The organism is Saprospira grandis str. Lewin (genome assembly GCF_000250635.1).
Classification (GTDB): Bacteria; Bacteroidota; Bacteroidia; order Chitinophagales; family Saprospiraceae; genus Saprospira; species Saprospira grandis.
Genome location: NC_016940.1, coordinates 2,226,334 through 2,247,788 on the forward strand (window position 1 = coordinate 2,226,334; position 21,455 = coordinate 2,247,788).

Below are 21,455 nucleotides of genomic sequence, written 5' to 3' on the forward strand. Positions count from 1 at the left end.
GGACAACCTTGGCGCTTAGAGACGCAGCTGCTGCCCAAACTGAGCAAAAAAAGACTGAGAACAAAAACTACAATCACTGATTTCATAAGAGGTGTATTTTAAGAGTTGGCAGAAATGGAGAAGGTGGGGCAGCCACCGCAACGATTGGCTCGGCAACTAGACAATAAGGCCATCAGACTGAGGCTGAGGGCAAAAACGAAGAGAAGCTTTTTGTGCTTTTTCATATTTTTCTGTTTTATTCGCAAGCTAAATGATTCCTTTTTTTTGGGGCCTCCCCTCGCCCTCAAGGGCTCGGGGCGCTACGTTTCAGGGCTCGCTATTCGCTCGGCCCTTCGCCAGCTTTGCTGGCTCGGTCTGGCCTGAGGCCCCCCTTTCACATCGCTAGGCCATTTTGGCCCTTTGGGCCAAGGCGGCAAAGCCGCCTCCTTAGCTAAACCATAAACGCCATGCCAAAGCGAAAACGTATTCTATTTACGGCTTTAAATTGGGGCTTGGGCCATGCCAGCCGAAGTATTCCGCTCATTCAGAAGGCTATAGCTCTTGGTTTGCAACCTTATTTGGCCGCTGAAGGAGAGGCTTTGGCCCTTTGGCAAGCGCAGTTTCCCAATTTGCCACATATAGCGTTGCCGGCCTACAATATACGGTATCCCAGCCAAAATATGAGTTGGAACATGGCCCTACAACTGCCGCAGATTCTCCGTGCCATGGCCAAGGAGCAAGCCCTCTTGCCGAAGTTAGTAAATAAATATCAGATCTCGCTCTTGCTCAATGATAATCGCTATGGATGTTATTTGGCTAGTTTGCCTAGTGCCTTTTTGGGCCATCAGCTGCGGATAGCCTTTCCCTATAGTTGGCAAAAGGCCCTTTTTCAGCCCATTAACCGTTATTTGCTACAAAAGCACCGGCTCATTTGGCTACCTGATTATGAGGGAGAGGGGAACTTATCGGGGGACTTAGGGCAGGGCCTGCCTTGGTCCAATATTCGTTATATTGGTCCTTTGTCTAGGCTGCCCACTACAGCCCTTCAACAGAAAGATTATGAGATCGTTGCGCTTTTGTCTGGACCAGAGCCACAGCGGCAGTATTTAGAAAATGAGTTGCGGCAAAAGTTGGCCCAATTGCCCCAAAAAAGCCTAATCATTAGAGGGAAAATAGGGGAGGAGGGGGAGCAACTGAGCGGAGATTATCCCCATATTTTGCCTTATGCAGGGGGCCGAGAGCTCTCTAGCTATCTGCTTTCGGCCCAGCTACTCATATTGAGGGGAGGCTATAGCAGTTTGATGGATTTGGCCCAGCTAAAGGCGGGGGCGATGCTGCTTTGTCCCACCCCAGGCCAAACAGAACAAGAATATCTGGCCCAAAAACTAGGGCAACAGGGCCGAGCGCAGCAGCAGGCACAGGGGCAATTGGATGTGGGCCAAGCTTGGGCCCAAAAAGAGCAAAAGCTTCCGAATTGGCCCCAAAAAGCAGCCATAGATTTGGCCCCCTTCTTTGCAGAACTAGTAGATTTGGCCCAGTAGGTCCTACAGGCGGCAAAGCCGCCGCAAAGGCGCGCAGCGCCTCGGCTGAGGGATGGACAGCAGTGGCCGTTAGGCCAGACCCAGCCGCCAGAGGCGGCGCAGGGCCGAGCGAAGAGCGAGCTGCGAAACAGCCCGACCCGACCGCAGGGAGGGGCAGCCCCAAATAAAAAAAACAGAAATAAAGCCTTTTGGGGAGAACAAAGCGGCGAAACTAAGGACTTAAGGACTTTGGAGAATGCTGAAAATTGAAAGAAAAACAGTAATATTACATTTTCTAAGTCTTAACTTATGGAAAGACCATTGGCCTCTGGGTAAATAGATCAAAATGAGGCTATAGGCTATTTCAGATAACAACAACTATGGCAAAGAAGAACAGAAAAGCGAGCCCTTCCCCCACAAACTTTAAAACTTATAAGATTAACTATAAGGGCCAATTGACGGTCGTTTATCCCTTGCTTGCGGGCAGTGAGTTGGGGCAGTTTAAAAAAGACTGGCAGACCTTTAAGAAAGCTTGGCCTACTACGCCAGAGCTCTTGTTATTTAATAGCTTAGGCGATGAGGCGGCTGCTTCAGAATGGGCTAAATGGGCCGAAGAAGAAGGCGAAAACGTTCGTTATTTGGCCGATAAAGTAGCGCCCTCGGCTATATTTGCTCAGGCTGTAGCGCAGGCGCAGGGAGAAGACCTCCTTTTTGCAGATGGGAGTCAGGGGATTGCCTTGACTAACCTTTTGGACTGGATGGATAATCGGGAAGAAGCCTTGGCGGCCAATACCATTTATTTGGGGAGCCGTAAGCATGCGGACTCTAAAAAATTGCAGGCCAAAGATGGTTTACTATTGAGCCAACTCCACAACAGCTACCTCCAATTTTGGACGCCCCTCTATCTACAAGATAGTCAGGCGCCTTTTTATTTTATGGCTAAGGCCTTGGGGCAGCAATTGGCGCAGCTTACGGTTTCGGGGCAGCAGACCGACCTTTTGCTCATGGCCCAATTGGAGGGGATTTCTATTCAAGAAATGCCCATTCGTTGGCAGCATGCCGAGCAGCGAGATACGGGCATTGGGCGCATTGCGCAGAAAACCTTTGCGGGCCTATTGGCTCGGCCCAAAAATAAAGTAAAATACTTCTTTCTCAACCCTTGGACCGAGGCCAGTAAGGCCTTGGCCAAAGAGCCCACGATTTACCGTTTTTTGTATGCGGTATCGGCCTTGCTCATCCTCTTCATTATGGCGGGCTTGAGCTTTCAGTATGGCATTACGGGAGATGAAGTCTTGCAAAAAACCTATGGGGATAATGTGTTGGCCTACTTTGAGTCGGATGGAAAAGATCGGGCTTGTATGAACCAAAGCAACCTACATTATTATGGGGGTCTTTTTGATTATTTGGCGGCTTGGTGCAACAAATATCTGGGCTGGTTTGACACCTATGACACTCGGCATTTGCTCAATGCCTTATTTGGCTTTTTGGCCATCTTATTTACTGCTCGATTGGGTAAAGTTCTTTCTGGTCGTTGGTCTATGGCCCTACTGACCTTAGTTTTGCTCACGCTTTCGCCTCGTTTTTTTGGGCATAGCATGAACAACCCCAAAGATATTCCCTTTGCCATGGGCTATATGATGGGGATCTACTACATGATTATATTGACCAAACAACTGCCTCGTCCGTCTAGCCGAGCCCTATTGATGAGTGCCCTTGGTTTGGGGATCACCTTTAGTATGCGTTCTGGAGGAATCTTATTGATTCCCTATTTGGGCCTATTTATGGGGAGTCGAGTTGTTTTATGCCCGCAACTGCGTCCGGCCCTCACTCAATTTAAAATTGGGCAACTGTTTCGCTATGCGGCCATCCTCTTGGGCGTATCGGGCTTAGGTTATTGGATGGGAACCTGGTATTGGCCCTATGCGCAGGAAGACATTATGAACCACCCCCTAGAGTCGCTCTCCGAGATGACCAACTTTTCTACGGGGATTCGGATGCTTTGGGGCGGTAAGCACCTTTGGTCAGATCAGTTACCTTGGTATTATATTCCGACTTGGTTGGGGATTTCCTCGCCAATTGTAGTGCTTTTGGGCTTGCCTTTGGTGCCCTTCTTATTCTTTAGAAAGGTATTTCGGAAAAAGCAGGCCTATTACTTTAATTTGGTCCTTTTTACCGGCGTTTTTCCTGTGGCTTATGCAGTATACAAAGAGTCTTCTCTGTATGATGGCATGCGTCACTTCTTGTTTATCTATCCCATTTTGGTTTTGGCGGCGGCCTATGGCTGGTTCAATCTTATTCGGATAATTAAGCCAGCGGCGGTTCGTTATGCGGCCATAGCTGGAGTAGTGGGGCTTTTGGCCCTGCCTACCGCTTGGATGTTCCGCAGCCACCCTTATCAATATGTCTATTTTAATGAGTTTTTTGGTGGTTTAGAGGAAGCCTATGGCTACTATGAAACCGACTACTGGATGACCTGCATGCGCAATCTTTCGGATTGGTTGATTGAAAATGAGCCCAAGGTAAAAGCCGGCGAGGAGGTCATTGTGGCCACCAACTGCGCTAAGCCTGTAGCGCATTACTTTAGCGACTACCCCAATGTCAAGGTGCGCTATGTGCGCTATCATGAGCGGGTAAAAACGGGCTATGATTACCTACTTTCTTATTCTCGTTTTGTGAGTCATGGCTTTTTACAATCGGAAACTTGGCCCCCTGCAGAGGTGGTGCATCTAGAAGAGGTAGATGGCGTTCCTTTGGGGGCCGTGAGTAAGGCTCCTGATGGAAACAAAAAGGGCGAACTGGCCCAAAAAGCCTTTAAAGAAAAGCGTTATGCCGAAGGAATTGCCCTTTTAGAGGAAGTCTTGGCAGCCGACCCCAAAAATGAAAGTGCCATGTTGGTCCTTTCTCAATATTATCCGCAGGTAGGGAAAATGGAAGAGATGAAAAACGTCTTGACCCGTATGCGGAACCTAGCCAATGATTACGTTAATGGCTTGGGCATGGCTGGGGTTTATTACCTAAATGCTCAGCAGCCCGATAGCGCTCGCTATTACTTTGAGCGAGCCACAACGCTTAATTACAAGTACAGCTTTGGCTATTTCCATTTAGCCAATTTGGCCCTTAAAGAAGAAAAGGATGTCAATAAGGCCCTATCCATTTGGGCCGATTTTGATCAGTATGGGGGACAGCCCGCTCAGGGTTACCAAATTGCGGTGCAAGTGGCACAGCAAGCCAAAAACCGCCCCTATGAGCTCTATTTTAGAGCTAAGGCCTTGGCTACAGCCGGCAAGCATGTAGATGCCTATCAGTTGTTGGGCCAAGCCATTGCGGTAGACCCCAATTTTGAGCCTGCCCTCAAGGCCAAAAAGATGTATGACGACAATAGCCGAAGGGCTAGAGATGAAGAGGAAATGGCCCGAAAAAAAGGCGCCAAATAAAAAGCAAAAGGCCAGCTAGATGATCATCTAGCTGGCCTTTTTTAGGCAATGCCTTAATGTGGAAAAGCGGCCTGATGTTGTACCCTTTGGGCCTGTACAATATGCCGCTCATTATGGTAAATCAGAAAACGTAGCATATCCCCCAAACGAAGCTTAATCAAGGGCAAAATGGCAATGCCCAACTTATAACGATTGATGTCTAAGGCTTGTGCATCGGCCAGAAAATCGCGAAACTGCTCCTGATAGGCCAAATAAGGCTGAATAATACTGGCCGGTACATATTGGCTCTGACTAGGCTGATAGGCTTTAGGGCTTTTCATCTTTAACCCTAACTGATTGTCTTCATTGAGTTGTACGCTCTGCAGAAAACGACGGCCCAAAATCCCCGCTTTATAGTATTCTGCTTTGGGCTTTTTGGCCTTGCGCCCCTTTTTGAGGAGCTGCTCCAATGGCCCTGCATAATAGGCCGAAATAATATTGAGATGATCTAAGCATTCTCCTATACTCCAGCTCTTTGGGCTGGGCTTCCAGTTAAATTGCTGTGGACTGAGGCTGGCAAAATCCCGCTCTACAATTTCTGATAAACGCCTCAGCAAACGATCTAACTCCTGTAGAAGCTCTTTTTGTGTTTTGTTTTTCATAATTGGTTGTTAAATAGCCTTTTACCCTAAGGTAAAGGCCTGCCATGGCCCAAAAGCAATTAGAGGATGCTTGCTAGCAATAAATAGACGCCAGTCCCCATACTCACTAAGCCAGCTGTGACTTGGTAAGGCGCTAACTTCTTACGAAGCATTTCCGCCTTTTCTTTGGCATTTCCAGTTTCATCTTGCTCGGCAATAAATTTATTGATCATGGGGTAACTAAGCAAAAAGCCCACAACAATAGTAGCAACTACACAACCCAAAGCCATCATATAGCTAAGAATCGAGACTTGACTATTGCCGCCAAATAGACTGAATAATCGAAGGGCGGCCAAGATAAGGGCAACTAAGCCAATCATGGCCTGATAGGGGCTGAGTTTCTCAATGATGTCTTTGGCATCGGGCAAACGCTCAATGACAAAGTTAGAGGCCGCCAAAAGGCCAGAAACAATTCCCGCTAAAGCTAATAGAAACATAGAATTCTGTCTTTTTTAGTTCATCAAAATGGTCAATCTCCTATAATACAAAAAAACAACTTATTTCTGTCCCTCTTTTGTTCCTTCCAAGGGCTGTAGTTCGCCTTTCCAATAGCGCTTGAGCTTGCCATTTCTCGGATTAACCTCTGTTTTGCCATAAATGGAGTTGACCCGCTTTGTGGGCGCACTACTACGGCCCAAGCAATAGAGGTTGCCGTCTCTAGAAGCAATGAAAATACGCCCCTGGTCCACAAATGGAGTCGCTTCGGCACTAAATTCTTGCTTGTCGAGTAGCTTGAAGTTCATCTCTTTGTCAAACTCAAAGAGGTAGAAGCCCTGATAGGTGGGCACCGCCGCCCGATTGCCAATAATAATCGGACTCGCAATGGCTGGCCCCGTCCGATGTTTGTAATAGACTTTTGGGGTGGCTACTTTGCGCTCGCCATCAAAAAGGGTCACTTTTTGGGTATCGAGTTTATTGAGGTCAAAGAAGTAGGTGTAGCCGTCAATGCCAATGGTGGCCCCAATATGCGGATGCCCCTTCACTCGAGTCGCTTCATTGGTGGCCGCGGTCCCAATCACTCCGCCTAACCAACCCACAAACCGACGGTTTTTTACGGGCATGTACCAAACGGTGGCTTCTTCGGGCTTTTTGCTGGGGTCTAGCTTGAGAATCCCGCCCTGCCCTTTGATGTATTGCTTCTCTACAGAAACTAAAATACAGCTGTCGTCGGTCACTACTGGCGAGCCGTCAATGTCCGAGCCAATGAAGTATTCCCAGTCCATGCCCGGCTTTTTCATGTTGTAGCCCCAAACTCGACCCGATCCAGAAGCTAGGTAAATATGGTCTCTCAAACGAACGGGAGAGGCTTCCGAAACGACATTGCCCCCATGTACGCTAGCATCAATGTCTCGGTATAAGGTGTCCTGAAAACGATAAAATTCAGGCTGCAAAAGCCCGTCTTTCATTTTTGCCGCCTTGGGGTCTGGATTGAAAACAGTGAAAATGCTGGTTTCTAAGGGCAAATAAGCGGTATCGTTAATAATTAAGGCCGAACCATCTACATCTCGGCTATAACAACGGGTTCTGGGCGAGTTTACTCGCCAACGCTCTTCTCCCGTAAAATAAGAGATGGCCCGATAACAGTCTACAATGGGGGCATTGAGCTTGCCGCCCGCTCTGGTCCCCTGCAAAACCAAAACCCGATCCTTGAGCGAATCTGCATTATGGTTGATCCAAAGACTACCCGTTCCTTTTACCACATCATCAAAACGGTATTGCCAAAGGACTTCCCCCGTTTCATAGTCGATCTTTTTAAGCCGATGGTCAAAGGCGCCCTGAATAATATATTTTTTGCCATTTTCAATCACAATCAAGGGCTGGCCGGTCCAACCCGCTCCACTCCAGTTCTTAATGGTGCGCCCAACCTGGGTTTTTCCAGAACCTAAAGTAAGTTGCCAAATGATGTCTAGTTTGTCGGGCAAACTATCGCCATAATAATTCCGCCGCTCATTGCTCAAATAGGTGGGATTGACCAGTTCAATGGAGAAGCTATCGCCCTCTTCATCCACAAAATCAATGCGGTTGGGGTCGGGAAAAAGGGGCCTGGGCAGACTATCTATGCCGCTGCTATCTGGCCTGCTAATCACTTCTTTGTTTTGTACAAAGTAGGCGGGTAGGTCCATAAAATAGGCTGCTGCAGCAAGGCCGCCAAGGCCCAAAATGGCCAGAATAATGGCTAAAGGGGAACGCATTTCGTTATTTTTTATACTAAGAATCAATTCGATTCGCAAAATACTAACTATTTTCCTGTTTGTGATGATTATTTTGGGGCTTCCCCTTCGGCCCTGCGGGCCTCGGGTCGGGCTGTGCCGGGGCTCGCAAGCCTGCTCGGCCCTTCGCTTTTTTCGCTTTGCTCAAAAAGCTCGGTCTGGCCCTGCGGGCCACCCCTATCCATCCCTAAGCCGGCGGCTGCGCCGCCTCTAGACGCAGTTGGACCAAAGGGCTGGAAACAAAATGCCCAAAGTGAAAATAAAGGATGAGCGGCCCAGCGCTGCGCAGCCGTGGCCCAAAGGGCCAGACCAAAGCCGCCAAAGGCGGCTGCAGGGCCGAGCAGACCTGCGAGCGGCGAAGCATAGCGCCGCAGCATAGCTGCGGGGGCCCCAAATCAAAAAAATAAGAAAAATATGCTAGAAATAAATGGGCTAGATTACCGCCTAGGGCCCAAAGGCCCCCGACTGAAGATGGACGGTATCGCCTGGCCAAAAGGACAGTATTTGCTGCTGGGCAATGCCCAATCTCCCGAATTGCGGGCCTTTTTGGAGCTGCTGCAGGGCAGCCGAAAAACACAGCAGGGCGAGATTTTATGGGAGGGCAGCCAGAGCCTGGCGCACCGACGATGGGCCTTTCAGCATTTGTATAGCGACTTTGATTTTGGTCCAGAAAAAACCGTGATGAAGGTCTTGCGTTTTTGGGCCAGATTAGAAGGGCTGCGCCCTTGGGCCGCCCACCGTTTGGAGGAATGGGGCCTTGCGCCCAATCGTAAAATGGAGCAGTTGGGGGAGGAGCAAAAATGGGCCCTGCAGATCGTTTTGGGCCTGCAAAGAGGCGTCAGTTGGTATTTGTTGGAACGCCCATTTGCCCAGTTGAGCCCCGCCGAAGCTTGGCCCATTTTACAACTGCTAGAGCTGGCCAAAAAGCAGCATTATGGCCTCCTGCTCTGGAGCAGCCAAAGCGATAGCCAAGCCCTTTTTGGGCCAGAAAAACAGTGGCTTTGGCGAAAAGGCCAGCTGCTGCCTTTGTCTAAACTTCCCCCAGAACAAGCCATTTTTGACCGCCAAAATTATCCCGACTAATGCTATATATTTTATGGAGCTACGGCCTGAGTTTGTTGGGCCGCTGGAAGCTGTATGCCCTGCTTTTACTGGCTTTTTGTCTGCCTTTTTTGGGCTTTCCCGCTTTTGTGGACCAATTGGCAGAGCAGGCAAAAAAACAATTAACCGCCCAAAGTGAGGAGGTCTATCAACTTGCTTGGCTGGGCGATACTGCTGCTGCCCCCGAGCTAAGAGAGGGGCTAGATCTACACCTCAATTTCTCGCTAATTGATAGCTTGGACCAAAAAGAGGCTCTAAGCGCTCTGAAAAAAGGCCAAATTGATCTCGCTTTGGCTTTAGCCGAAGATATGGACAGCAGTTTGTTGCGGGGCGAAGCCGTAGAGTTGCAGTTGTATTATTATAGCTCGGGCCGGCCGGCGGCCTTGGGGCCCTTTAAGGAAGTGCTTAAAGATTATGAAAACTATTGGGTAGAAAAGAATTTGGCTGCGGCCAATTTGCCGCCCACAGCTAGTCGCCCAATTGAGCTAAATGAGCGCAATCAAAGCAACCAAATGGACCAAATTCGGCAGCTTTTTCGGCAGTTGCGCAAGGGCTTGGCCCTGCTTTTTGCCCTAGGCTTTTTGCTGTTGCTCCTTTTGGGCCTCGCTCAAATTAACCCCTTGCTTTTTGGCGCTGCGCCTTGGCGAGGCCTGCAGCAATTGCGGCAACCGTTGGGGCAGACTTATGCGGCCATGCAGTTGCTAGGAACCCTATATCTCTGGCTGATGATGGCTTTGGCCTTATTGGGTTTTGCTTTGGCCTTGGGCCAAGATCAAGAAGGCCTAGCCGATATTCTGCTTATTCAGTTGAGAGAGCTCTTGCCTAGCGTTCGGCTTTGGGGAATGGGGCTTTCTTTGGGTGTTTCGGCCTTCTTTTGGCTCAATTTATACCTCTTAATTAAGAAGTTGGGAGGCTGGACCCTCGCTTTTTTGTTGCTCTTGGTTTTGCTTTTATTTGTCCTATTGACCTTTAGTACTGGCGGTTTGAGCTGGGGAAAGGCCATTTTGCCTTTGGCCAATCAGCTGTATTTTTTCAAGGCCCTTTTGGCTAGAAAATTAACGCTAGGCCCCTTGTTCTTGGTCCAATTGAGCAGCCTGTTTTGGGCCTTGCTTTTGGCCCGCTTGAATTTTGGCCTGCTGCGGCAGAAACTGGCCCGTTTTGGGGCCTAATTGGGCTTTGCGGCGAAAAAAGGGCCTAATCGCCGCAAAATATGCGGCGATTAGAGAAAAATAGCGCAAAATAAGCCTTGCAGAGAAGGCGCAAGGAGGAGTAGGATAGACGAGAATCCCATTTTTTCTTGTATTTTTGCCCCAAAATATAGAAAAGCATGCGTTATTCATTCTTCCTCTTTTTGGCCTGCTTCTTTTTGGGCCAAGGGCTTGTTTTTGGCCAGGCAAGAGGCAATGCCCGCCGCTCCAAAGGCAACTATAACTATAAGGCCAAGTCCAACTCTAATTATCAAGCGCCTCTCTTACAACCAGAGGGCGATTTGCCAAGGGCCAGCTTTTTTAGCCATGATGAGGTGCTGCTAGAGGTCCGTGCACTCTCCAACCAAAAAGCAAGCAGCTATTTGGCCATCTTTAATATTCGGCAGTTGGGCAAAACGGCAGAAGAAACCGACCGCCTGCTGCAAGAACGCTTTCGCAATTTTAAGCGCAAACTGCAAGCCTTGGGCATTGCTGAGCAAGATATTCACTTAGATATGCTTTCTTTTGTGCCCGTCTATGAACTAGAAGAGGAGAAAAAGCTATTTAGCCCCAAAACCTATAATGAGGTCCCAAAGGGTTTTGAAATGCAGCAAAATGTGCATGTTAGCTACCGCAATGCAGCCCAATTAGGGGCCATTGTATCGGCTGCGGCCCAAGTGGAAATCTATGATTTGGCCAAGGTGGAGTATTTTGTAGAGAATACCGCCGCCGTTTATGAGGAGCTCCGCAAAGAGGCCCTAGCCTATTTGATGCGCGAGATGGTCGAACTAGAAAAAATAGGCCTAGAACTGGATCTGGCTAGCCGCCGTATGGCCGAGGCCGAAGGCGCGGTCTATCCCGCCGAACGATATGCCAGCTATCAGGCTTTTTCTAGCCCTTCACTAGATGGAAAAAGCCGGGTAGACCTTCAGGAAAAGGCCCAAACGCAGTACTATGCGCCCATGCCCTACAATGATTTTGAAATTATCCTGAACCCAGAAATTCAAGAGCCCGCTGTGCAGTTTATGTACCATCTCCAATTTGCTTTTAAACTGAAAAAACCAGCCCCAGAAGTCAAAATTGAAAGAGAAAAAGAGTTTATTTGGATTACGCCTCAGGGCGATATGCGTCTGCTAAAAGTAGAAAAGGCTAAGGAGAAACGGCCCCAAGCGCCCCGCCCTCAGCCCAATACCACCGTTATTCCCGAAACTAATTAAGAAGTTGAGGCAAAATGACCTCAAAGAACAAAACATCTTATGAGTACTGTAAAGAAATTTGGCCTGCAGGAAATTGTGGCCCACTGTAAAGAATATGGATTTGTCTACCCCTCTTCAGATATTTATGGAGGACTCAATGCCGTCTATGATTACGGCCCCTACGGTAGCCAACTTCGCCAAAATATTAAGGATTATTGGTGGCGAGCTATGGTGCAAGCTCATGAAAATATTGTGGGCCTAGATGCTTCTATCTTTATGCACCCCCAAACGTGGGTGGCTTCTGGCCATGTAGATGCCTTTAATGATCCCATGATCGATAATAAGGATTCTAAAAAACGCTACCGTGCGGACCACCTAATTGAGGAGATCTATGCCGGTAAGTTAGAAAATAAAATCGCTAAGGAAATTCGCAAAGCAGCTAAGCGCTTTGGCGATGCCTTTGATGAGCAGGAATTCCGAGCTACCAATCCCAGGGTCCTAAAATATCAGGGCCAAATTGATTCGGCCATTGAGCGCATGAATGTTTTCCTCAATGCGGAAGATCTAGCGGGCTTTAAAGGCCTAATTGAGGAGCTAGAGATCAAATGCCCCGTTAGTGGAACAGGCAATTGGACCGATATCCGTCAGTTTAATCTCATGTTCTCTACTCAAGGGGGAGGCTCTTTGGGCGACAATAATTTGTATCTCCGTCCCGAAACTGCTCAAGGTATTTTTGTCAATTTCAATAATGTACTCAATAGCTCTCGCCAAAAGTTGCCCTTTGGTATTGCACAGATCGGCAAGGCTTTCCGCAACGAGATTGTGGCCCGACAGTTTGTCTTCCGCATGAGAGAGTTTGAACAAATGGAGATGCAGTATTTTGTGCGCCCTGGCAAAGAGCTAGAAGCCTATGAGTACTGGAAAGAAAAACGCCTTCGCTGGCATCAAGCGATTATTGGCGGAGAAAATGCCCACCGTTTCCATAATCACGAAAAATTGGCGCATTATGCCAATGCCGCTGCCGATATTGAGTTTGAATACGCCTTTGGCTTCCGTGAACTAGAGGGCATTCACTCTCGCACCGACTTTGACCTCAAGGCGCACCAAGAGCTCTCTGGCAAGAAGTTGCAATATTTTGATCCCGAACTCAAGGAGAGCTATGTACCTTATGTGGTCGAGACTTCTGTGGGCTGCGATCGGATGTTCTTGGCGGTCCTCAGCGATGCGCTCCAAGAGGATATTGTACCCGATGCCGATGGCAAGGAATCTAGCCGCACGGTCATGAAGCTGCACCCCGCTTTGGCCCCCGTCAAATGCGCAATTTTGCCTTTGCTCAAGAACAAAGAGGCCCTAACGAGCAAGGCCAGAGAGGTCTTTGACCGCCTAAAATATAGCTTCCAATGCCAGTACGATGAAAAGGATGCCATTGGCCGCCGCTACCGCCGCCAAGATGCTATCGGTACGCCTTATTGCGTGACCATCGATTTTGATACTTTGGAGGACAATACGGTAACCATTCGCGACCGCGACAGCCTAGAGCAGAAACGAGTATCTATTGATGAGGTGGAACGCATCATCAGCGAGAAAGTAGATGTAGCGCAGCTACTTCGCCAGTTGTAGGATAAGGATTTGGGGCTGCCCACTCGCTTCGCTCGGGTCGGGCTGTTTCGCAGCTCGCTGTTCGCTCGGCCCTTCGGCGCAAGCGCCTCGGTCTGCCGCCTTTGGCGGCCCTGCTGTCCATCCCTCAGCCTGCGGGCGCTTCGCGCCCTGCTTGCTGCAGAAGAGGGCCCAAAACCACGGTTTTGGGCCCTCTTTATTGGTCCAGAACGACCGAAGGGAGTGGCCTAGCGATGGTAGGCAGTGCGGCGAAGCCGCAGACCAAGCAAAAACTTGTTTTTTGCGCAGGGCCGAGCGAACAGCGAGCTGCCGAACGTAGCGCCGACGAGCGCAGCGAGGCGGAGGCCCAAAAACAGCAGCGAGCCCTGAAACGACAACAAGGTCTTTAGACCGCAGTTCGACGACCGAAGGGAGTAACCGCCGCCTTTTATAAAAGCGGAGGCCCAAAAACAGCTAATCTCTAAGCGGCTTAGGGACCTCATAAAGGGAAATCAGGCCCTCCCAACTGACCACCGCAATATAGCGGCCATCGGGGCTGATGGCCGTATGCGAAACCGCCCGCCCCTGAAAGGGAACCACCGCCTTGGGCTGCCCAGTGTGGCCATCATAGAGGTAGAGATGGCCATTTTGACCAATGCCCGCATAGTAGTTTTGCTTGGCCGTAAAGCCACCAAAACAGTGCTCAGACATCAAGGCACTCTTGTTATCATAGCCCCGAACCGCAGGAGCAGGCAGCAGCTTGCTAACTCTGCCATTTAGCCAATGGGCCAAATTGATCGAATGACTTTGCCAGAGCAGGGGGACAAAAGGCTGGCCCTCTTCCTTTAGTTTTTGCTCCCATTTTGCCGCCGATGGTCCCCAATAATTTTTGATAGGCTGAAGTTCCAGAACATAATCAAAGACATTATTTTTGCGGTAATGAATGCCCAAAATTGCTCGACTATTGGGGGTGAAGCAGGCATCTAAATAATGTTTTTTGAGTTTTTGGGGCTGTAATTTTAGGTCCGGAAAGCTATAGAGCGGCTTTACGCCCGCCTTATGCTGATAGGCGGAGGGAAGGGCCAAAAGGTAGTTCCCATCAGGAGAAAAGCGAAGTTGATAGTAGCTTAAAACGCTATCGTTGGGGGGGAGATCTTGCCGCCAATTGGGCTGTTTCGTTTTTAATATTCGGACATTGGGGCCATAATGCGAGCCCACCGCCAGATACTTCCCATCAGGCGAAAAACTGAGAATATCGGGTGGAAACATAAAGGTTTCGGCCCCTTTGAGTTGGCCGCCCACTCCTTTTTTTGTCAGATAAACGGGATGCGCCCATTGGCGGCAGGCCAAGAGAAAGCCCTTGCCTTCTTGGTCCCAGCTGCCATCCTCCCAGCCGTTGCAGCGGCAATCTTTGGGCAGGGGAACTGGCTTTAATTTTTGGCTTTTGCGCTTCCAAAGTAAAATATTGACACTGCCCACAATTAAGAGCTCTTTGTCGTTGGGGGAAAACTCTAGGCCTTCAATCCAGCTTCTATCGACAATCGTGTCCATGAGCTTGGCTTGGTCCAGATAATCCCAAATTTCTAGGCGGCCATGAAAAAAGCCGAGGGCCAAAAGCTCTCCATCCTGAGAAAAGGCAATTCGCTGCGTTTGCCGATAATTAAAATCCGTTTTGATGGGATCTAATTGCAAGCTGTTGAGCTCCAATTTGGCCAGTTGGACCTGCATGTTTTGGCTGCGGACAATACTCACTACCGCCTCTTCTTTTTGGGGATGAAACTCAATAGCGGCTAGGGTGCCTGGCAGCTCTCGAACTTCGCCCGTCTTTAGGTTTTTAATTTTAGAGAGGAGATATTGTCCGCCATAAACAGCCAGCCATTTGCCATCGGGGCTAATACGGGCCTCTGGGTTATCAGAAGCAAAGGGCAGGCTATCGATTAGCTCGCCAGTATAATAATTAAAGACATAAGCCCCATTTTTGTCATTACTGACCATCCCCCAAGGCTTATTTTTGAGAACGCGCAGGCTGCGGCTCAGGTTGCTGTAATTTTTTCGGTGTCTAAAGCCTCTTTCCCAAAGCAGCTGCCCATTTTTTCGGTCCCAAGCCGTCAAATAACTACCGCCTGCAATCAGAATAATAGAATCATGGGCCGCAAATCGAATATCGCCTGCCATCGGCGCAAAAGGGGCGCTCCAGCGGCTATCGCCCCAGCTATGCAAAAACTTCATCTTGGGTAGGCTGTCGGCAGGGGGAAAACCACTATAGATGTAGTATTCTGAGACAAAAGCCTGTTTTTGGGCCAAGGCAAAGAAAAAAAAGTGAAAAAAAATGAGAAAAAAAATGCTGCGCATATGGCCAGTTTTATGAAAAAGGGCTTCAAAATATCATTTTAAAAATAGGGGGTAAGCCTGCCTTTGGGCTGATAAAATTAAGTCCTTTAGAAGAAATGAAAAATTATAAAAGGATATGTTAAAACAGGACTATTTTGGCCTATTTAGTTGCATAGATGCTAGGCACTCAGAAAATGGTTGTGGAGACAAATAAATTTCAAAAGGATTTGGAAATCTGAGAGATAGACCCCATATTTGTGTATACAAAGTTCTATATATGGTCCTTTAAACAACTACAAATCTGTTGTTTTAACGTTGGACTTTTACTTATCCAGAAAGGTGGAGGGATTAGGCCCAAAGAAACCTTAGCAACCTGCTCTTAGAGGCAAGGTGCTACTTCCTACTGAAGCCGAAAGGCGGAGGGGCAGATAAGCGAAGCTGTTTTAGATGAAGCATTGAAAGATGACGAAATATAAAAAGCTCGAAGGTATTTGCCTTTGAGCTTTTATCGTTTTAGGACGATATTTTAATGGTTTATGTTGTTTAGTTGTTTGTTAGCTGTGACTCTCTGTGTCCTTGGGCGCAGGGAGTTTTTTTATGCCTTTATCTAGAGTTCAGCTAAAAACTTAATCATTTTTTAATGAGAACTCATTATATTAAGCGGGCCAAATTAAACTGCTATGATTTTTAGCTGTTTAGCTAGGCAAATCATCATCAAATTCTAATCAAATTTATTATGGCTACGACAACTAGCAAAAAAGTACTGGGTGGTGGAGAATTTCTCCTCGAGCAAATCAGCTACGAAAACATTTTTACCAAAGAAGAACGCACAGAGGAGCAGAATATGGTCCTCAATATGCTACAAGATTTCATTGATAAAGAAGTAGCACCCAATACGGCCAAAATTGAAAAACTAGACATCGAACTGACCAAAGAATTGCTCAAAAAGGCAGGCGATTTGGGCCTTCTAGGAACCTCTTTCCCTGAGGAGTACGGTGGGTTTATGCAAGATTTTTCTACCAATATGGCCATTACTGAATATTTGGCGCATACTCGCTCTTTTTCGCTTTCTGTAGGGGCGCATACAGGTATCGGTATGCTTCCTATTCTTTATTTTGGAAATGAAGAGCAAAAAAGCAAGTACTTGCCTAGCCTAGTTGCTGGCGATAAATTTGCCGCTTACTGCCTTACGGAGCCCGATTCTGGCTCTGATGCCTTGGCCGCAAAAACGAAGGCGGTTCTCAATGAAGCAGGCACGCACTATATCCTCAACGGACAAAAAATGTGGATCACCAACGCTGGTTTTGCCGATGTCTTTGTCGTTTTTGCCAAAATTGATGGCGAAAAGTTCACGGGCTTTATTGTAGAAAAAGCTTGGGAGGGCGTTAGCTTGGGCGCCGAGGAAATGAAGCTCGGAATTAAGGGCTCTTCTACTCGTCAGGTGTTTTTCGAAAATGTAGAGGTGCCTGTTGAAAACGTTTTGGGCCAAATCGGAAAAGGCCACAAGATTGCCTTTAATATCTTAAATATTGGCCGTATTAAACTAGCCGCTGGCGTTTTGGGCGCTTCTAAGTCTGTAGTGAAACATGCCGTAGGCTATGCCAACGAGCGCAAGCAATTTGGCCAGTCTATCGGTAATTTTGGTGCCATTAAGCATAAATTGGGCGAGCAAGCTACCCGCATTTGGGTGACCGAAGCCGCCGTACATCGAGCCAGCAAAGCTATTGATCATGTAGAACATCAACTCCAAGCTGAAGGTAAAACCTTGGCCGAATCACTACTAGGGGCCGCCGAAGAATACGCTATCGAATGCGCTATTCTCAAGGTCCGTGGCTCTGAATGTTTGGATTATGTGGTGGATGAAGGCCTCCAAATTTATGGCGGTATGGGCTACTCTGAAGAGGCGCCTATGGCTAGCGCTTATCGCGATTCTCGAATTAACCGCATTTTTGAGGGAACCAACGAAATCAACCGCATGCTTTCGGTAGATATGCTCCTCAAAAAGGCGATGAAGGGCCAAATTGATATGATGACACCCGCTATGGCCATCCAAAAAGAGTTGATGTCTTTTTCTTTGCAAAAAGCTGCTCCCGAAGGATTGCTAGCCGCCGAATTGCTACAGGTCCAAAATCTCAAAAAATGTTTCTTGGCCGTTTCTGGTATGACCGCTCAAGAACTCATGATGGGCCTCAAGGATGAGCAAGAAATCCTAATGAATATGGCCGATGTAATGGCCGAAATCTACTTGGCCGAATCTGCCATTTTGCGTGCGCAAAAGTTGGCTAGCCTCCGTGGAGAAGAAGCCGTGGCCGACCAAATTGCCATGAGCCGCATTTACCTCAATGATGCCACCGAGCGCATCGCTTTCTCTGCCCGCCAAGCAGTGGCCTCTTGGGCCGATGGCGACAAAAAGAAGACCTTGATGCTCGCGATCAAACGCTATTGTAAGCAAGAGTTTATCAATACCAAAGCGCTCCGCCGCCAAATTGCGGATAGCCTACTTGCCGCCAATGACTACTGCTACCAAGACTAGTTTTTAGCGCAGATATAAAAGAGAAAGAGCAAGATGACCTTAGGGAAATCTTGCTCTTTTTTTATGCTGTTTTGGGGCCTCCGCCTCGCTACGCTCGTCGGCGCTACGTTTCGCAGCTCGCAGGTCTGCTCGGCCCTGCGGCCTGACGGCCTTGGTCTGCGGCTGCGCCGCACTGCTTCACATCGCTAGGCCACTCCCTTCGGTCGTTCTGGACCAAAAATTATTCTTCCTCTTCTTCATTCAAAACGATCTTAATGGCCTCCCAAATGAGGTGCGACTCATAGCCTCTATATTGGGCATATTGGGCCAATTTTTTAGAGCGGCTATAATAATCTCCTTTATTGATGAGACGGTTTTTCTTGCGTAAGAGCTCCAGCAATTTGGGAAAATACTCCTCTTCGGGCAGTTCATTTTTGAGGGCCTTGCGGATACAATAAGCCGAAACATTTTTGGCCTTGAGCTCTCTTTGGATGCGTAGGCGGCCCCAGCTTTTTACTCTAAACTTGCCCCCGGCAAAAGCATGGGCAAAACGTTCTTCATTGAGGAAATTATCTTCGATGAGGTCGGCTACAATTTCGTCTAGCCGCTCGCCATAGACCCCTAGGTCCATTAGTTTTTTACGGACCTCTTGGTGGCAGCGCTCTTGATAGGCGCAAAAGCTTTGCAATTTGGCCAAGGCGGCCTCATAACTGATATAAGGTGGTTTAGACATAAATGGACACTAAAAGAAGCAAAAACGGCCCCATGGCCGTAGGCCAAACGGCCTAGCGATGTGGAGGGGTGGCGCAGAGCGCCAGACCGAGCAAAATGAGCAGAGCGAAATTTTGCGAAGGGCCGAGCAGACCTGCGAGCCCCGAAACGTAGCGCAGCAAGGCGAAGCCGCAGCTGAGGCCCCAAAAAAAGGACTTCTAATGGCTTTCCTCCTTATGGGGAGAAATATGCAGCAGGCGCTTCATCATGGGAAAGCTGATGAAGATGGCCAGAAAAAGGACCACAAAGGTAAGGTATTGCAGGCTGGGGAAATTGACCTGAAAGATAAAAAAATCGTAGAGGCCATGGACCAAAGCCGCCAAGCCGAGGCCCTTGAGTAAGAAAAGGCTTTCTTTGCCCTTATGCAAGTGAAATTTGCCGAGGCCCACAAAATAGCCCATAATCACGGCAAAGGCCGCATGAGCGGGAACGGCGGTAAACATGCGCAAAAAAGCCACCTCATAGCCCCCTTGGGCCACATAAAGCACATTTTCGAGGGTGGCAAAACCCATACTGACCATAACAGAATAGACAATGCCATCCATGGGCTCGTCAAACTCCTTTTTGGGATAAATATAGTAACGGAGGAAGAGAAACTTGCAAAACTCCTCGCTAAAGCCCACCACCCCAACGGCAAAGGCAAAAGTTTTGAGTAAATTCTCATCGGCGATAATGCCCATATTTTGGCCCATCGTTTCGAGAAAAACGGCAGGCACCGTACTGAGCATACCAAAGAGAAAGCAGAAAATGAGGAGGTGTTTGGGTTCTGGTTCGTGCTTATCGCGCCACCAGATATAATAGCAAATAGCCAAGCCCGGCAAGACCGAGAGGGCCAAGAGATAATAATCCATGCAAAAAAGTTTGGAAAGGACTAAAGTTCAATAAATGGGGGAGGGCCTTTTTCTGTTCTTCTTTTATAATGTCGATGGGCGCGAATCATGAAGGCGCCCAAGAGTAGGGAAATGGCCAAGGTTATCTCGGTAAATATAGTTAAAACTTTAGATAATTTCTGAAAAATGAAGAAGTCGTATAGGCCATGCAGGATAATGGGGAAAAGCAGGGCTAGTAATAAAAAAAGGACCTCTTTTTTGGCCTTAAAGCGGGCCAGGCCCATAAAATAGCCCATCACGATCCCAAAGGCGGCATGAGCGGGCAGGGCGGTAAACATACGGCGGTAGGCTAGGGAATAGGCCTGATCTAGATCATCTAGGCGGATGACCAGATAGAGAAAATTTTCGGCAGCGGCAAAACCCAAACCGATGCAGCCAGCGTATACAATACCATCGAGGGGGACGGCAAACTCTTTTTTGGGATAGAGATAATAGCGTAAGAAAATATACTTTAGGGTTTCTTCGCTAAAGGCTACGATAAGAAAAGAAAAGGTAAAGCTGGTCCAGAGATCGCCCTGCAACAGCATACCCAAATCATAAATGCCAAACTCCTCCATTTTGATGGCGGGATAGGTACTGATCATGCCAAAAAGACTAGCAATAAGCATAAGAGAGACCGGGGGCGGAGCCTTATAGCTGAGCCCGTAGAGCAAAAAAATCAGGAGGAGGCTAGGCAAAATGGCTAGGCTCGAGAGTAAAAGGAGATCTAGCATCTTGCTAGTGTTCGGCAAAAGCGAGCTGAATCTTTTGGGCCAAATTGGCAAATTCTTCTGGGCTGAGCTGCACTCTTTCTTTAGTAAAATTGATAGAGCCTAATCCTTGGAGTGGAATCAGGTGAATATGCACATGAGGCACCTCAAGGCCAACCACTGCCATACCAATGCGCTTGCAAGGGACCACCTTCTCCATGGCCAAGGCCACTTTTTTGGCAAAGAGGTGAAGCTGGGCAAGTTCCTCATCTTCCAAATCAAAAATATAATCTACCTCTTTTTTGGGAATCACTAGGGCATGCCCTTTTTCTACCGGAGAGATATCGAGAAAAGCGAGAAAGTCGGCGGTTTCGGCCAATTTATAGGCTGGAATTTCGCCAGCGATAATTTTGCTGAAAATACTAGGCATAATACTATTTTTTTAGGTCCAGAAAGGTACCGCTTTTTAAGGAAATGGAATAACTTGAGAGCGAGTCTTGTCATTAGTTTAAAAAAGACTATCTTTAGATAAGACTCATCCCATGCATCCCTTTGTTTATTTTTCTATAGTGACCTATCCCATCAATAGTACTCTCTACAGAAACCAATATTACTAGAACATTGATTTTATGGGAAATCTTTACCAGCTATTATATTTTAGCATTGCTTTGTTTATTGCTTCAACTTCGCTCAGTGCCCAAGACCAGTACTACCAAAACGCTTTACAACTCGTAGCTAGACAAAACGAAGCAGCCGAGCAGGCCGAATTACCTTTGGCCGAGGTGGCTGAACTGGCCATATCTTTAGAAACGCTTAGCCAATCGGGGCATGAAGCCTTTTTGTTTATCAACGAACTAAATATTCGAGCACAGCAGAGCGCCAACTGTTATAGTTTTAGCCTGTATGTAGACCCTAGTCTGTCTGATTTGCAGGAGCTCAGAAATAGCAACAATTTGCAAAGGGGGCCCTTGCGTCTTTTGCTAGATACCTATGAGCTGACGATAAAATCTTGGAAAGAAGAAGAGGGGCTTTTGCAGTTGAATTTAGAAAGTCCTCGACCCAAAAATATAGCCTATATTGCCCGTAAGTTTTCTGAACAAGACAATGTCTTTTTGGTCGAAATCCCTAGCCTAGCCCAAAAAGGCCCCGATATCTATAGCAAAAAAATATATGGGGGCTGGCTGATTTCTTATGTTTATCCCTACTATGATGAACAGGGCCAAGAAAGCACCGTAGAATGGCAGTTTGGCTGCAACGGACAGGGCGAATGGAGCTATTTGGGCCAGTATGGAGCCTTGCCCAAAAACTTTGAGCAGAAAGCTCAGATTATTGCTCCAAATAATAACTAAAGAAACCTTT

General features: G+C 47.9%; 17 protein-coding genes and 1 riboswitch. Of the genes, 8 read left to right on the top strand and 9 right to left on the bottom strand.

All coding sequences use genetic code 11. The features are described from left to right. Nucleotides 1-98: 98 nt before the first annotated feature. Nucleotides 99-224, bottom strand: a complete 126-nt coding sequence (locus SGRA_RS24265) for a hypothetical protein (protein ID WP_015692552.1) — start codon at nucleotides 222-224, stop codon at nucleotides 99-101. 222 nt (nucleotides 225-446) lie between these two features. Here SGRA_RS24265 and SGRA_RS09990 point away from each other — a divergent pair, with 222 nt between their 5' ends. Together SGRA_RS09990 and SGRA_RS09995 are read left to right on the top strand one after the other, a co-directional pair. Next, entirely contained in the window at nucleotides 447-1,520 is a 1,074-nt protein-coding gene (locus SGRA_RS09990) for a glycosyl transferase family 28 (protein ID WP_015692554.1), read from the top strand. Between the two features lie 359 nt (nucleotides 1,521-1,879). Further along, entirely contained in the window at nucleotides 1,880-4,933 is a 3,054-nt protein-coding gene (locus SGRA_RS09995; protein ID WP_015692555.1) for a glycosyltransferase family 39 protein, read from the top strand. A gap of 53 nt (nucleotides 4,934-4,986) precedes the next feature. On the opposite strand, the gene SGRA_RS10000 is transcribed toward SGRA_RS09995, so the two are convergent. Genes SGRA_RS10000 through SGRA_RS10010 form a run of 3 tightly spaced genes read right to left on the bottom strand, consistent with a single transcriptional unit; the run spans nucleotide 4,987 to nucleotide 7,805 of the window. Next, nucleotides 4,987-5,574: a DinB family protein gene (locus SGRA_RS10000; RefSeq protein ID WP_015692556.1), complete on the bottom strand. Its 588-nt coding sequence runs from the start codon at nucleotides 5,572-5,574 to the stop codon at nucleotides 4,987-4,989. 59 nt (nucleotides 5,575-5,633) lie between these two features. Beyond that, a complete protein-coding gene (locus SGRA_RS10005) occupies nucleotides 5,634-6,050 on the bottom strand; it encodes a hypothetical protein (protein WP_015692557.1) in 417 nt (138 codons plus the stop codon). Nucleotides 6,051-6,110: 60 nt separating this feature from the next. Beyond that, nucleotides 6,111-7,805 carry a PQQ-binding-like beta-propeller repeat protein gene (locus SGRA_RS10010; RefSeq protein ID WP_015692558.1) on the bottom strand — a complete coding sequence of 565 codons (1,695 nt, stop codon included), beginning with the start codon at nucleotides 7,803-7,805 and terminating at the stop codon, nucleotides 6,111-6,113. Nucleotides 7,806-8,237: 432 nt separating this feature from the next. Between SGRA_RS10010 and SGRA_RS10020 the strand changes: the two genes are divergently transcribed. From SGRA_RS10020 to SGRA_RS10035, 4 genes are all read left to right on the top strand, one after another. Continuing rightward, nucleotides 8,238-8,906 (top strand): ABC transporter, encoded by a 669-nt coding sequence (locus SGRA_RS10020; RefSeq protein ID WP_015692560.1) that lies wholly within the window; start codon nucleotides 8,238-8,240, stop codon nucleotides 8,904-8,906. Continuing rightward, nucleotides 8,906-10,093 (top strand): hypothetical protein, encoded by a 1,188-nt coding sequence (locus SGRA_RS10025; protein WP_015692561.1) that lies wholly within the window; start codon nucleotides 8,906-8,908, stop codon nucleotides 10,091-10,093. Before SGRA_RS10020 ends, SGRA_RS10025 begins: the two co-directional genes overlap by 1 nt. Nucleotides 10,094-10,251: 158 nt before the next feature. Continuing rightward, a complete protein-coding gene (locus SGRA_RS10030; protein WP_015692563.1) occupies nucleotides 10,252-11,328 on the top strand; it encodes an SIMPL domain-containing protein in 1,077 nt (358 codons plus the stop codon). 39 nt (nucleotides 11,329-11,367) lie between these two features. After that, nucleotides 11,368-12,927, top strand: coding sequence for a glycine--tRNA ligase (locus tag SGRA_RS10035; RefSeq protein WP_015692564.1), 1,560 nt, complete (start codon nucleotides 11,368-11,370; stop codon nucleotides 12,925-12,927). Between the two features lie 450 nt (nucleotides 12,928-13,377). Here SGRA_RS10035 and SGRA_RS10040 read toward each other — a convergent pair whose 3' ends face one another. Beyond that, nucleotides 13,378-15,255, bottom strand: coding sequence for a WD40 repeat domain-containing protein (locus SGRA_RS10040; RefSeq protein WP_015692566.1), 1,878 nt, complete (start codon nucleotides 15,253-15,255; stop codon nucleotides 13,378-13,380). A 303-nt stretch (nucleotides 15,256-15,558) separates the two neighbouring features. Beyond that, nucleotides 15,559-15,669, top strand: a riboswitch (SAM riboswitch). Between the two features lie 301 nt (nucleotides 15,670-15,970). On the opposite strand from SGRA_RS10040, the gene SGRA_RS10045 reads away from it, so the two are divergent. Beyond that, a complete protein-coding gene (locus tag SGRA_RS10045; protein WP_015692567.1) occupies nucleotides 15,971-17,767 on the top strand; it encodes an acyl-CoA dehydrogenase family protein in 1,797 nt (598 codons plus the stop codon). A 220-nt stretch (nucleotides 17,768-17,987) separates the two neighbouring features. On the opposite strand, the gene SGRA_RS10050 is transcribed toward SGRA_RS10045, so the two are convergent. The 4 genes from SGRA_RS10050 to SGRA_RS10065 all read right to left on the bottom strand — a co-directional run bounded on the left by SGRA_RS10050 (nucleotide 17,988) and on the right by SGRA_RS10065 (nucleotide 20,526). Beyond that, a complete protein-coding gene (locus SGRA_RS10050) occupies nucleotides 17,988-18,479 on the bottom strand; it encodes a regulatory protein RecX (protein WP_015692568.1) in 492 nt (163 codons plus the stop codon). Nucleotides 18,480-18,675: 196 nt separating this feature from the next. Continuing rightward, on the bottom strand, nucleotides 18,676-19,368 hold the full coding sequence (locus SGRA_RS10055) for a PrsW family intramembrane metalloprotease (RefSeq protein ID WP_015692569.1): 693 nt from the start codon (nucleotides 19,366-19,368) through the stop codon (nucleotides 18,676-18,678). A 20-nt stretch (nucleotides 19,369-19,388) separates the two neighbouring features. After that, nucleotides 19,389-20,120: a PrsW family intramembrane metalloprotease gene (locus SGRA_RS10060; RefSeq protein ID WP_015692570.1), complete on the bottom strand. Its 732-nt coding sequence runs from the start codon at nucleotides 20,118-20,120 to the stop codon at nucleotides 19,389-19,391. Between the two features lie 4 nt (nucleotides 20,121-20,124). Continuing rightward, the gene (locus SGRA_RS10065; RefSeq protein WP_015692571.1) at nucleotides 20,125-20,526 is read right to left on the bottom strand and encodes an HIT family protein; all 402 of its coding nucleotides are present in this window, start codon (nucleotides 20,524-20,526) and stop codon (nucleotides 20,125-20,127) included. A gap of 199 nt (nucleotides 20,527-20,725) precedes the next feature. Between SGRA_RS10065 and SGRA_RS10070 the strand changes: the two genes are divergently transcribed. After that, a complete protein-coding gene (locus tag SGRA_RS10070) occupies nucleotides 20,726-21,445 on the top strand; it encodes a hypothetical protein (protein WP_015692572.1) in 720 nt (239 codons plus the stop codon). Nucleotides 21,446-21,455 lie beyond the last annotated feature (10 nt).